Annotated in this window: 10 protein-coding genes; 1 reads left to right on the plus strand and 9 read right to left on the minus strand. The window is 62.2% G+C overall.

The genetic code is table 11. The features are described 5' to 3' along the window. The first annotated feature begins 30 nt into the window (after positions 1 to 30). Positions 31 to 1611 (plus strand): glycosyltransferase family 39 protein, encoded by a 1581-nt coding sequence (locus VDP79_RS00305; protein ID WP_323016240.1) that lies wholly within the window; start codon positions 31 to 33, stop codon positions 1609 to 1611. Here VDP79_RS00305 and VDP79_RS00310 read toward each other — a convergent pair. The 9 genes from VDP79_RS00310 to VDP79_RS00350 all read right to left on the minus strand — a co-directional run bounded on the left by VDP79_RS00310 (position 1608) and on the right by VDP79_RS00350 (position 12707). Further along, positions 1608 to 3707 carry a putative bifunctional diguanylate cyclase/phosphodiesterase gene (locus VDP79_RS00310; RefSeq protein WP_323016241.1) on the minus strand — a complete coding sequence of 700 codons (2100 nt, stop codon included), beginning with the start codon at positions 3705 to 3707 and terminating at the stop codon, positions 1608 to 1610. The genes VDP79_RS00305 and VDP79_RS00310 overlap by 4 nt on opposite strands. 192 nt (positions 3708 to 3899) lie before the next feature. Further along, positions 3900 to 4544, minus strand: coding sequence for a GTP cyclohydrolase II (ribA, locus tag VDP79_RS00315; protein WP_323016242.1), 645 nt, complete (start codon positions 4542 to 4544; stop codon positions 3900 to 3902). A gap of 113 nt (positions 4545 to 4657) precedes the next feature. After that, positions 4658 to 5362 carry an ABC transporter ATP-binding protein gene (locus VDP79_RS00320; protein ID WP_323016243.1) on the minus strand — a complete coding sequence of 235 codons (705 nt, stop codon included), beginning with the start codon at positions 5360 to 5362 and terminating at the stop codon, positions 4658 to 4660. Next, positions 5349 to 7157 carry a branched-chain amino acid ABC transporter ATP-binding protein/permease gene (locus tag VDP79_RS00325; RefSeq protein WP_323016244.1) on the minus strand — a complete coding sequence of 603 codons (1809 nt, stop codon included), beginning with the start codon at positions 7155 to 7157 and terminating at the stop codon, positions 5349 to 5351. Before VDP79_RS00325 ends, VDP79_RS00320 begins: the two co-directional genes overlap by 14 nt. Before the next feature lie 66 nt (positions 7158 to 7223). After that, positions 7224 to 8090 (minus strand): branched-chain amino acid ABC transporter permease, encoded by an 867-nt coding sequence (locus tag VDP79_RS00330; protein ID WP_323016245.1) that lies wholly within the window; start codon positions 8088 to 8090, stop codon positions 7224 to 7226. 75 nt (positions 8091 to 8165) lie between these two features. Further along, on the minus strand, positions 8166 to 9527 hold the full coding sequence (locus tag VDP79_RS00335) for a substrate-binding protein (RefSeq protein WP_323016246.1): 1362 nt from the start codon (positions 9525 to 9527) through the stop codon (positions 8166 to 8168). A gap of 449 nt (positions 9528 to 9976) precedes the next feature. Further along, complete coding sequence (locus VDP79_RS00340; RefSeq protein WP_323016247.1) at positions 9977 to 10381, minus strand: HIT family protein; 405 nt, start codon at positions 10379 to 10381, stop codon at positions 9977 to 9979. 11 nt (positions 10382 to 10392) lie between these two features. Beyond that, positions 10393 to 11829 carry a YdgA family protein gene (locus VDP79_RS00345; RefSeq protein WP_323016248.1) on the minus strand — a complete coding sequence of 479 codons (1437 nt, stop codon included), beginning with the start codon at positions 11827 to 11829 and terminating at the stop codon, positions 10393 to 10395. Then, positions 11826 to 12707: an NAD(P)-dependent oxidoreductase gene (locus VDP79_RS00350; protein WP_323016249.1), complete on the minus strand. Its 882-nt coding sequence runs from the start codon at positions 12705 to 12707 to the stop codon at positions 11826 to 11828. The genes VDP79_RS00345 and VDP79_RS00350 overlap by 4 nt, the downstream gene beginning before the upstream one ends. Positions 12708 to 12716 lie beyond the last annotated feature (9 nt).

A 12716-nucleotide genomic window follows, 5' to 3' on the forward strand; every position in this document is an offset into this window, starting at 1 on the left:
CAGCAGGCCCTACGCCCCAGGATTCCCCTTTTGGCGCGCCCCCCAGGGGCCGCGCTGGTGCTGCTTTGCCTGTTGGGCATGGTGACTCTCTGGACAGTCCTGTGCGGGATCAGCCACTCGGCACCCGATCTGGACGGTATGGAAGAACTGGTCTGGGCCGCCAGCCTGGAACTGGGCTACACCAAGCACCCGCCTCTGCCCTCGTGGATCATGCACTTCGCCACGGAACTGCTGGGGCGTCCGGTCTGGCTGCCATTCCTGATGGGGCAGCTGTTTTCCGCACTGGGCCTGTGGTTCGTCTGGAAACTGGGGCGCGAACTGACCACCCCCCATCGGGCGCTGATGGCCACCCTGCTGGTATCGGTCACGGCCTATTTCGCGCTGCGCGGCACGATCTACAACCACAACACGGCGCAACTATGGTCCATCACCGCGTCGATCTACTGGTTCTACCGGGCGCTACGCGATCAGCGGACCCGCGACTGGGTCCTGCTGGGCATCGTCGGCGGGCTGGCCATGCTGACCAAATACAGCGCCCTGATCCAGTTCACCGCCTTTTTCCTGTATCTGCTGCGTAGCGGCGCATGGCGCCAGCGGCGCGTCTGGATCGGCATCGGCTGGGCTGCGTTGGCCTTTGCGCTGGTGATCAGCCCGCATCTGTGGTGGCTGGACCAGCACGATTTCGAACCGCTGCTGTACGCCGATGATTCCCTGCAAGCGGGCGGGCGTCTGGCGGCGCTGAGCGATCTGCTGTCCTTTTCACTGGATCAGGCCGGACGCCTGGCCCCCATGATTGCGGTGCTGGGCGCCTGGACGCTATGGCGCCGCCGCTGCGCGGACCGGGCGCCCGGCCATGCCGCCAATGATGCATCCTTTGCCGGACCGGACGCCGCGCCGCGCTATATCCGGGATTTCACGGCCAGCGACCGTCAGTTCCTGCTGTGGGTCGGTCTGGCGCCTTTCCTGTCCACAGTGGTGATCTCGGTCCTGCTGGGCTCGCGGCTGGAAGCGTCCTGGGCCAGCACATTTTTCGTGCTGTTCGGCTTCTACGGCCTGTGGTGGCTGCGCGGACCGGAATCCGTGCAACTGCGGCGCATCCTGATCCTGGTGGCGGGCCTGCACCTGATCATGGCCCTGGGTTACGCCGCCGCGCGCGGACCGCTGGCTCTATCCCTGGGCAAGGCATCCCGTTCCACCTATCCGGGACCGGCGCTGGCCGCGCTGGCCGTGCAGCACTGGCAGCAGCATCAGCCGGGCCGGCCACTGCGCGTCATCGTGTCCAACACCTGGCTGGGCGGCAATATCGCTGTGCATATCGGCCCCCAGACCCAGGTCTATATCGATGCCAGCGACGAACAATCCCCGTGGTTCGCCCCCGGCACGGCGCTGCAATGCGGCGCGATGATCGCCTACAGCGCGCAGGGGCGGGCGGCTCCATCACCCAAGGTTCAGGCGCTCTATGACGCCGCCCCCTGGAAAGGCATCGATGAAGTGCGCTGGTCCGGCTCCAAGGGCCGCGTGATCGATCTGCATTGGGCGGTGCTGCCGGCCACTCCCGACTGCCTGCGCAGTCAGCGCCCGGACGCCCTGCCCGCCGAGTCGCGCCCTTAAGCGCGCCCTGGGCGGATGTCGGTACCCGCCTGCAGCAAATCCTCGAAGGCGTGCGCCGGCATGGGACGGGCGAACAGATACCCCTGCCCGTAATCGCAGCCTGCCGCTGCCAGCAGTTCGTATTGCTGGGAAGTCTCAATGCCTTCAGCCACGACCTGCAGCCCCAGTTTGTGGGCCAACAGGATGATGGCCTCGCACAGGGCGTGGTCCGCGCCGCCCGGACACAGATTGGCGACGAAGGACTGATCGATCTTCAGAAAATCGATATTGAATTTGCGCAGGTAGGACAGTGAGGAATACCCCGTGCCGAAGTCATCCAGCGCCACCTGCACGCCCGCATTCCGGAAGGCTTCCAGCTGCTGGCGGATGCGATCGTCGTCGGAATCCATCAGCAAGCCTTCGGTGATTTCCACGATGACATGGCGCGAATGCAGACCCAGGGTGTTCAGGTGCGCCGCCCAGAAGGCCAAATCCAGGCCTTCGTGACGCAACTGGGCCGGGGAAATATTGACGCTGACCTGGATGTCCTGGCTGAAGCGCTGCCGCCATTCGGCGGCCTGGCGGGTGGCTTCGCAAAAGACCCAGTCCCCCAGCGCCCGGATGATGCCGGTTTCTTCGGCCAGCGGGATGAATTCCGTCGGCGACACCAACCCCCGCACCGGGTGGTGCCAGCGCAACAGGGTTTCGGCCTTGGCCACCCGGCCATCCCGCAAGTCCACGATAGGCTGGAAATGCAGGGAAAACTGATTTTGGTCCAGCGCCTGGTGCAAATCGTTGACCAAGCGCATGCGCGTCTGGGCGCGTTCCTGCATGGACGCGGTGAAGTAGCGGCTGCGGTTGCGGCCATCGGCCTTGGCCGAATACATGGCCTGGTCGGCATTATTCAGCAGCGACTCGGCATCCGAGGCGTCTTCCGGAAAAAATGTCACCCCGATGCTGGTCGAAATAAAGACGGTTTCCACCCCCAGGCGGAAGGGCTCGGCCAGGGTGCGCAGGATGGAACGGGTCAGGCGCTCGACATCGCGCGGTTCGCGGACATCGTCGAGCAGCACCGTAAATTCATCACCCCCCAGACGCGCCACGGTATCGCTCTGGCGCACGCAGGCGCTCAGGCGCCGGGCGGCTTCTTTGAGCAGATCGTCACCCATGGCGTGACCCAGGGTGTCGTTGATTTCCTTGAAGCGGTCCAGATCCAGGAACAGCAGGCCCAGTCGCCCATTGCTGCGCTGAGCCTTGCGGATGCTTTGTTCCAGGCGGTCGTGGAACATCTGGCGGTTGGGCAGATCGGTCAGGCGGTCGAAATTGGCCTGTTTCCAGATGATGGCTTCCGCCTGCTTGATCTCGGCGATATTGGAAAAAATCATCACCCGGCGGTGGACTTCGCCATCATCGCCGAATGAAGTATTGATGCTGAGCCATTCCGGATACAGCTCGCCGTTGACATGCTGGCCCCAGTGTTCGCCCTGCCAGCTGCCGGTTTCGATCACGGTACGCCACATGCTGCGGTAGAACTCGCGGTCGTGGCACGGGGAATTCAGGCAGCGGACATGGCGGCCGATGACGTCGGCCTCCGCGCGCCCGCGCAAACTGACAAAGGCCGGATTCACATCCAGGATGAAACCTTTCGGGTCCAGCACCAGCATGCCTTCACTGGTGTTGCGATACACCAGCGATGCCAGTTCCGCCTGGCGGTCGGTGTCGTTCAGGTCCGTGCGACGCTGGCGCACCACGTACAGGTGACTGCGCCCCGACGACGAAGGAATATGCGTTGCCGCACCGGCCAAATGCAGGGGCTGAGACTGCCGATGTTCGCCGCGCCCACGCCACAACAGCGTATCGCGGGCGCCTTCCTGATCCAGCCGGGCATTGATATCGCCGATATCGGGCAATAGCGCGGCCACCGACAGCCCCAACGCCGTCCCCCGCCGATAGCCGAACAGCCGTTCGGCGCTACGGTTCATATAGACGATCGCGCCCCGTGTATCCGTGGCCAGGAAGGCGTCCTGAGAAAAGTCTCCCAGGCGCAGCAAAGCCAGGATATGGGATCGGTCCGAGGATTCAATAGGCAATAGCGTTTCTGCCTGAGGGCCAGACATCTGATCCACAGGGGAATGAAAGGAGGTGGGCAAAAGGGCCATCACGGGTGGTGGGGCGAACGCAGTGCTAAGACCATGACGGGGCTACCGAGGGAACTTGCAACACTCGGTCTTTTAACATGCCGTCAGGATCGTCACCATCAGTAATATCCATAGGGATGCGCCTGTCGCACCCGGACCGGCGGGCCGGCCTCAAGGGGCTTCGCCAAAATATTCCTTGAACTGATGGCCCAGCTTGCGGGCTTTGGTCCGCAGATACTGCTCGTTATAGGGATTGCGGTTCACCTGCAAGGGGATATGCTCGGCGATCGTGATGCCCAGATCCGCCAGCACACGTTCCTTGCGCGGATTGTTGGTCATCAGGCGCACGCTGTGAATGCCAAAATGCGCCAGCATGGGGCGGCACAGATCATAGCGCCGCATATCCGCCGGGAACCCCAGACGTTCATTGGCCTCGACCGTGTCGGCGCCCTGATCCTGCAACTGATACGCGCGGATCTTGTTCAACAGGCCGATACCCCGCCCTTCCTGGCGCAGATACATCACGATGCCCCGTCCTTCCTCGGCAATGCGCTGCAAGGCGGCTTCCAGCTGCGCCCCGCAGTCGCAACGCTGGCTGAACAGCGCATCGCCCGTCAGGCATTCGGAATGGATACGGGCCAACACCGGCGCACCCGACCCGACATCGCCCAGCGTCAGGGCCACGTGTTCCTTGCCCGTGGCGGGCTCGACAAAGGCATGGATCTGAAAGACGGCCCAAGGCATGGGCAGCTGGCTGGACGCGACATACTGCAGCAGATCACTGTCTGCAGCGTCGACACCGGAAGGGGTGGACATGGACAACAGGCAAGAAAATGAAACGGACTATAGATTAACACCCCGAGCGCCCAGAAAAAAAAGGGCCTCGCAAAGGCGAGACCCCATAAAGCGCCCGTCCGGGCCGGCATGAATCAGGCTTTGACCCCGAGATAACGCTCGATGATCTCGCCGTTTTCATGCAGGTCCTTGGGCGTGCCCTCGTACACCACATGTCCGTTGTTGACGATATAGGCGCGGTCGGCCAGCGACAGCGCCGCCCGCACGTTCTGTTCGACGATGACGATCGTCTGCCCTGCGTCGGCCAGCTGACGGCAGACCCGCATGAGATCTTTCACGATCAGCGGCGCCAAGCCTTCGAAAGGCTCATCCAGCAAGATGATGTCCGCATTGCGGATCATCGCCCGGGCGATCGCCAGCATCTGCTGTTCGCCGCCCGACAGCTGTTTGCCGCGGTTGCGCTTGCGCTCGGCCAGCCGGGGAAAGGTCGTATAGATCTCGTCCAGCGTCCGGGGATTTTCGGCCGTCATCGCCGCCAGCTGCAGGTTTTCCTGAACCGTGATCGAACCGAACACGCGGCGCTCTTCGGGCACCAGCTGGATACCCAGCGCCGCCCGCCCGTAAGGCGGCAGCTGCTGGATTTCCACCCCGCGATGACGGATGGCGCCGGATTTGACCTCGACCATCCCCATCAGGGATTTCAGCGTGGTGCTCTTGCCGGCCCCATTGCGTCCCAACAGGGCGACGACTTCGTGTTCCTCGATGCGCATCGAGACATCGAACAGGATATGGGAATCCCCGTAGTAGCTATTGATTTTGTCGACTTCAAGCAGACTCATCGTCCATTCCCCCGAGATAAGCCGCCTGAACCGAGGCGTCATAGCGGATTTCGTCCGGCGTTCCTTCGGCCAGCTTGCGGCCTTCGTAGAGCACCGTGATACGTTCGGCCAGTTCGAACATGGCATCCATGTCGTGTTCGACGATGACCATGCTGCGACCCTTGCGGATCGACTTCAAGAGCGACACGACCAGCACGCGTTCCTCGGGTCCCAGACCCGCCAGCGGCTCGTCGAACAGCAGCACGTTCGCTCCGGTGGCCAGCGCCAGCCCGATTTCCAGGCGGCGTTTTTCACCGTAGGACATGTCCGACACCAGCGTATCGGCATGCGCAGCGAGATCAACCATGGCGATCGCGGCATTGACCTGGCTGTCGAGCTGTTCCGAGTGCAGTCTGGACAGCAGATCGCTGCGATACCGGCCACGCAGGCGTGCCAACACCGGGATCATCATGTTCTGGCGCACCGTCAGCTGTTCGAAGAGCTGATTGATCTGGTAGGACTTGCTCATGCCCAGTTGGCAGACCGCCGTCACCCCGATGCCGGTGATTTCCTGGCCGCGGAAGAAGACCTTGCCCGAGGTGGTGGGCAGCTCGCCCGCCAGCATGGCGAAGAACGTGGACTTGCCCGCGCCGTTGGGTCCGATCACCCCGTGCAGCTCGCCGTCACGCAGGGTGAAGTCGATGTCGGAGTTGGCTTTCAGGCCGCCATAGTGCTTGCTGATGCCGCGCGCTTCCAGCACCGGTGCGCCTTCGCGGGTGGTCGCCAGCGGCGCGACGATATCCAGAGAGCCCGCCACCTTGGTGCTGGCGTCGGAATCGATGCCGGCAGGCAGTTTACGCGTACGATTCCAGACCTGGATGATGGCGCCGGCCACGCCATGACGGAAAACCGTCACCAGCACGACAAACACAATACCCAGAATGAGTTTCCAGTAGGGGCCAAGGCCACCGACCTGTTGCAGGCCTTCGTAGAGATACAGCCAGATGGTCGCGCCCAGCAGGGGGCCCAGCAACGTGCCCGCACCGCCCATCACAGTCTGGATGACGATCTCGGCCGAGGTGCCCAGTGCAAAGGCATCCGGCGGCATGTACGACTGGAACAGGCCCAGCAGGCCGCCGGCCAGACCGCCGTAGGCTGCCGCCACGACAAAGACCATGAGCTTGTAGGACTGGATCGAGTGGCCCAGCGCAGTAGCCCGCTTGGGATTGCCCTGGATGGCCTTGAGGACGGTGCCGAACGGCGAACGCACGATGCGCCGGGCGATCACGTAGCCCACAAAGAAAATGAATGCCACGAACCAGTACATCGGCCAGCCGCTGCCGATCTCGATGTTGATGAACCCCAAGGCGATTTCAGGCGAAGGCACCCCGGCGATCCCGTTTTCACCCCCGGTATAGTCCTTGAAGACCGAGTTTTCCATGAAGAAAAACATCTCGCCGAAGGCCAGCGTGCTCATGGCGAAATAGATGCCGGTGCGCCGCAGGGTCAGGTAGCCGATGAGCAGCCCCATGGCCGCCGCCGCTATGGTGCCGATGACCAACGCCAGCAACATATTGGGCACTATGCCATCCGTCATCAGGTAGGCCGTGACAAAACCGCCTGTGCCGTAAAAAGCCGCTTGGCCGAAAGACAGCAGGCCGGTATAGCCGAACAGCAGATCGAACCCCAGGCCGAACAGGCCGAAGATCAGAATGCGGGTCAGCAGGTCGGGGCTCATGCCCAGGGCCGGCAGGACGAACGGCGCCACGATCAGGCCCAGTCCTACCCACATTTCAGGTAGCCGTCTGCGCATCATGGCCACCTCCTTGGTTGACAGGCCGCGCCGCTCCAGCAGCGCCGGCCGTTGTTGATTGTGCCGTGCTCATTCCCGACCCTCCTGACCCATGAGACCTTGCGGGCGGAACACCAGCACCAGCGCCATGGCGACAAACAGCATCACATCGGAATACTGGGGATTCACCATGGCCGTGAGGCTGAGAATTTCACCGGCAATGATGCCGCCTACGATGGCGCCCGGGAAAGAACCTACCCCGCCGATCACCACCACCACGAAAGATTCAACCAGATAGCGAAAGCCCATATCCGGCGTCAGCGCCACGATGGGCGAATTGACGACCCCGGCAAAACCGGCAGCCATGGTCCCCAGGCCGAACACCACGAGAAAGGCCCGTTTGACGTTGATGCCCAGGGCATCAACCATTTGCGAATCCTCGATGCCTGCGCGCACGACTAGCCCCAGGCTGGTGCGATACAGGATGAAATACAGCACCAGCAAGGTACCAGCCGAAATGGCCAGGGTTTCCAAGCGGTACATCGGATAGATGAGCGAGCCGATTTTGGCAATCCCCATCCCCCATTCCGGCGGGGTGACCGACAGGCTGACGCCGCCATAGATGCCGCGCACGATTTCAACCAGGATGATGCTCAGACCGAAGGTGACGAGAATCTGGTCTTCGGGCGGACGGCTGTAGAACTTGCGCATCAGACCGCGTTCGATGACCAGGCCACAGGCCAGCGCCACCGCTGAACCGCCTGCGATGGCCAGCACGAAAGAATCCGTCAGGCCATAGACGGTGTAGCCCGCATAGCCCCCCACGACGAACAAGGCGCCGTGCGCGAAGTTAATGACACCGAGCGTGCCGTAGATAATGGTCAGACCGGTGCTGATCAGCGCCAACAACAAGCCGGTTGCCAGCCCATTGAATAATTGCGATAGAAACAATGACATGCTCGGGTGCCTCCTTAAAGTCCCGGACAACGGCATGTCTGGGGCAATGACAGCGCCCCAGACATTGCCCTTTACTTAGACGTAACCGCCCAGCTTGCAACCCAGTACGCCCAGATCCGGCACCACATCCTTGCCCTGGACAACCTGAACGACCTCGTAGTAGTCGTTGGGGTTCTTCATGTCGGCCTTTTTCTTGCCGCGCATGATCGGGAAGTTCACGACGCCCTGGTGATCCTCTGCGCGAATCGAGAACGGCCCGGTGGCGAGATTCAGGACAGCGCCCGATTCCAGCGCCTTGATGACGTCAGGCGGATACAGGCCCCCTGCACGCTCGACGGCAGCCGCCCAGACCATGACGGCCAGATAGGCGTAAAAGGACGAATCGCGCGGCATGCCGTTGAATTTCTTCTGGTAGGCCTCGACGAAGTGCTTGGCTTCGGGATAGGTGTCCTGCATGGTCCACCAGAAGCCCTGCGCCACCAGAACGCCGGCCATCAGATCGGGACCGACTTCTTCTTCGATGTAGGCCGAGCTGTAAGGCACGACGACCTTCATCTTGTCGAGCAGGCCGAACTGTTTGGCCTGCTTGATGGCATTGGCCGCGTCCGCACCATACGCCACGCAGACCAGCACGTCGGCATCGGTATTGGCGATGTTGATCAGATACGAGCTGTAGTCCTTGGCGCCCAGCGGGTGGACCTGGTTGGTGACGGTCGTCCAGCCTTCTTTTTCGGTGAACTCCTTCATCGACTGGGTGGTGGTGTGGCCGTAGGTGTAGTCAGGCGTCAGGTAAGCCGCCTTGCGGGTCTTGCCGAATTCCTTGGCGGCCACCGGTGCGATCGCCTTGCAGGCCATGTAGGCAAAGTAGCAAGGACGGAAACCATAGCGCTGGCAGTCGACGCCCGTGGTTTCGTTGGAACCGGAAATGGCAGTGAAGTACGGCGTGTGTTCGCGGTTGCAGACCTTTTCCAGCGCAATGGCCACCGAGCTGCTGGTGCTGCCGGAGATCATCATCGCCTTTTCGTCGTGGATGAAACGCGTGGCGGCCTGAACCCCCGTGTTGGGCTTGGTTTCCGCATCGGCGGAACCCAGTTTCAGTTTCTTGCCCAGCACCCCTTTTTTCAGATCGGCAGAAATTTCCTTGAGAACCGGATCGCCGTTGTTGATGTGTTCGACGGCCAGTTCATAGCCGCGCTGCTGGGCAGCGCCCTGGGCCGAATACGGACCCGTCAGGTCAACGGTCGCACCCAGAAAGATAGTGTCGCCCTCGGCGCCGGCCGGCCAGGCCCCCAGGGGTTTCTTGTCTTGCGCAAATGCCACACTGGCAGTGCCGGGCAGCAGCATGCCGCCAGCAATCCCTGCCGCACCCGCTTTCAGTACGGAACGGCGCTTGACCTGAGTCTGCATGGCTTGGCCCAACGTTTTTTTATCCTTCATTGCTTTGTCTCCTGATTTTGAGTGGCCCCCGAGCGTCAAAAACACCCGGCGAAGGTACTGCGTGTCACAATTACCCGCGATTTATTTTTATGAATGGTCCAGCTTTGTTTTTGTGGCTGAGCAGAGAAATGGACAGCCAGATTTCTGCGTGACGCTATTAAGAAATTTGAAACTTACGCAGAGCTTACGCAGATTTTTACAGACAGGAACACCATGAATCAGGTGTGTTTTACCTGCCTGCCACAAGCCATCAGCAAGAGACTTAAACCATTGAAGAAAATAGGATTTTTTTGATATTTAAAATTGATGCAATGCAAAAAATAAGGGTTAATGCCTAAGGGAAATCATCAGGTCCGCATTTTCCCTTAATATTGCGCTGCACCAATGAAAAGAGGCCCATCGGGCCTCTGTGATTCAAGCTGAAACTATCTGCCGGACAGCCGGAATAATCAGCGCAAAACGATTTTCTTCGCATAATCACGCAGCACCTCGATGCCGGGATCCTTGCGCGGCCAGACCAGGCCCACGCCATCGTTTTCATAACGGGGCAGCACATGGATATGGGCATGCGGCACGGTCTGCCAGCCAGCCGGGCGATTGGCCTGCAACAGGGTCAGCCCTTCGGGATGAAAAGCGTCCTGCACGGCCTGCGCCACACGCCACGCCAGACGCATCAGATCGGCGGCCAGGTCCTGGTCCATATCGAGCAGTGTGGGATAAGGGTGGCAGGGCGCCACCAGCACGTGTCCCGGATTGAGCTGGCCAGCGTCCATGAAGGCAAAGGCCTGCTCATCCCGATACACGATGGCAGCCGGAATGTCGCCTGCCAGGATGCGCGTAAACACGGTTTCCATCGATATCCCCGTCAGAAATTGCCCGACCCCAGGGCGGCATCCAGCTGCTGCATGAACGCGGCCGGCGTCATGGACCGGTCATTGACCGTCACCTGCCCATCGGCGTAGGACATGTCCGCCTGCAGTCGGCCATCCTGTTCACGCACCAGTTCCGCCCGCGTCAAGCGTCCGGCATACTGATCGAACAGCATGCTGACCAGGGCCGTCATCATGTCCGCGTCGCCGCCCGCCTGGCTGCGACGCAGGACATCGAGCAACATCGGCTTGGACACCCCGGCGTGGACGGCGACCTTGGCGATTCCCCGCTCGAGCAAAGCGCCCAGATCCTGGGGCGCATCATCCGGCGCCGGCCGAAACTGCACCTGGGCCTGCAGATCGGTCTTGCCGCTGGGCGTCGTCCAGCTCAGGGTATCCAACGACAGGCGGGGAGACGAGGCCAGCAACGGGATCGCCAGTGCACGCAACTGCTGCTCGTCCTGGGCGGACAGCGGCGAGGCATCATCATCCTGATTGGCCTGCATCCGATCCAGGGCCATCACCATCGCCTGAAAAGACGGAACATCCAGCTGCTCGATCGAGGCCTCGAGCTGGATGGCGCCCATATCCTGTTCCCCGGCCTGCAGCTGGCCCAGATCGTAGCGGATCCGGCTATCCATCAGGCTGCCGGTACGCGCGGTATCCACCTGCATGGATGGCTGCTTGAAGCGGACGTCGGGCGCCCCCTCGCTGACGATCTGGAACTGTGTCAGCTGCAACTGCTGATGCGACTGCAAATCGACGTCGCCGCTGCGCGTGGTCAGGTTATCGTATTGCAGGCCTTCAAGCCGGACGGTGGCCGGCAGATCGGTATCCCGGACCAGCAGAGACTGCGCCTGAGCCGCCACGGTCAATTGCCGCGTCTGAGGCTGATACGTCAGCTGGATCTCACCGCCGCTGAAATCCAACCCTTGATCGGGGGTGCGCACCGGCGCCAGCGTCACGGTCGATGCCACGCCGCCGTCGAAACCAACCAAAGAATCCGCCTGCCAGGGCGCAGCCGCGCCATCGCCCATCGCGTCAAACCAGGGCTGCCACAGCCCGTCAGGCAAGGGCTGCATCCGGCTATAGGCGGCCAGTGCTTGCCAATGGCCGTTGCCCACCGCCGCCAGAGGCCAGGGGCCATGCTGCAGATCGTCCTGCAACGTCAAGGCCTGGGCTGTTCCCTGCTCGTCACGAAATTCGAACACATACCGGACCTGCGAGGAGAAAATCCCGCGCTGGTAGCCGTCCAATCGCAGGGTCGGCGGGGCTTCGTCAGAGGCCCACTGCGTCTTGATTTCCTGATTGGCTTGCGCCACCCAGGATTCGATGGTCTGCTGGGCCGTCCGGCCCGCATACCAGGATGCGGCGCCATAGGCCAGCACCAGAACAGCCGCCGCACCAGCGGCTATTTTCAAACGTCGACTCATGCAAGGTCTCCGGCAGGGTCATATAAACGAATCAATTGAGAGGTATCGGCCGCCCCCAGCCCCCGGCGTTCAGCCAGGCGGTAGGTTTGGCCGACGGCCGCCGCCACCGGAACGGGCGTACCCTGACGCCGCGCCAGGTCGGCGACGGTATCCAGGTCTTTCAGCATCGTTCCCAGGCTGGCCTGCGGCGGGGGGGCTGCCGCCTGCGTCATGCGCGGCACAAACATCTGCAGCAAGGTGGAATCCGCCCAACCGCCAGCCAGGGCTTGCGGCAGGCGTTCGGCATCCACCCCGGCATCCTGGGCCAGGGCCACGGCTTCGGCAATGGCTGCGATGGTCGTGGCGACGATGGTCTGGTTGCATAATTTCGCGACCTGCCCCGCTCCGACCGGCCCCATGTGCGTCACCCGCTGGGCATAGGCCTGCAGCAGCAGGGGCCTTACCTGGTCGCAGAGATCGGCTGGGCCGCCAGCCATGATGGCCAGAGTGCCGGCAGCCGCCCCGCCCGTCCCGCCGGAGACCGGGGCATCCAGCCAGACCGCGCCGTTGGTCTGGGACAACCGGGCGGCAAAATCTCGCGTCCGGTCGGGCGCAATGGACGAGTGATCGATCAGCACCGCCAGCGAGTCTGATCGGGCCAAGCCATCGGGACCGAATACAACGGCTTCGACAGCATCGGCATCAAACAGGCACAGGGCCACCCAGGCGCACCGGTCGCCCAGTTCCCGGGGAGTGGCGCAGACCTGGGCGCCATCCGCAGCCAATAGCTGCGCCGGCCCTGGGGAACGATTCCAGACACTGACCTGATGGCCCGCCTGCAACAAACGCCGCACCATCGGCGCCCCCATGCGGCCCAGGCCGCAAAATCCGATATGCATATCCGGTTC

Source organism: Castellaniella sp. (genome assembly GCF_034675905.1).
Lineage (GTDB): Bacteria > Pseudomonadota > Gammaproteobacteria > Burkholderiales > Burkholderiaceae_B > Castellaniella.

Excerpts from the sequence above, each read along its gene's own strand:
- VDP79_RS00310 (WP_323016241.1), bottom strand. The coding sequence starts at position 3,707 with ATGTCTGGCCCTCAGGCAGAAACGCTATTGCCTATTGAATCCTCGGAC.
- ribA (WP_323016242.1), bottom strand. The coding sequence starts at position 4,544 with ATGTCCACCCCTTCCGGTGTCGACGCTGCAGACAGTGATCTGCTGCAG.
- VDP79_RS00320 (WP_323016243.1), bottom strand. The coding sequence starts at position 5,362 with ATGAGTCTGCTTGAAGTCGACAAAATCAATAGCTACTACGGGGATTCC.
- VDP79_RS00325 (WP_323016244.1), bottom strand. The coding sequence starts at position 7,157 with ATGATGCGCAGACGGCTACCTGAAATGTGGGTAGGACTGGGCCTGATC.
- VDP79_RS00330 (WP_323016245.1), bottom strand. The coding sequence starts at position 8,090 with ATGTCATTGTTTCTATCGCAATTATTCAATGGGCTGGCAACCGGCTTG.
- VDP79_RS00335 (WP_323016246.1), bottom strand. The coding sequence starts at position 9,527 with ATGAAGGATAAAAAAACGTTGGGCCAAGCCATGCAGACTCAGGTCAAG.
- VDP79_RS00340 (WP_323016247.1), bottom strand. The coding sequence starts at position 10,381 with ATGGAAACCGTGTTTACGCGCATCCTGGCAGGCGACATTCCGGCTGCC.
- VDP79_RS00345 (WP_323016248.1), bottom strand. The coding sequence starts at position 11,829 with ATGAGTCGACGTTTGAAAATAGCCGCTGGTGCGGCGGCTGTTCTGGTG.
- VDP79_RS00350 (WP_323016249.1), bottom strand. The coding sequence starts at position 12,707 with ATGCATATCGGATTTTGCGGCCTGGGCCGCATGGGGGCGCCGATGGTG.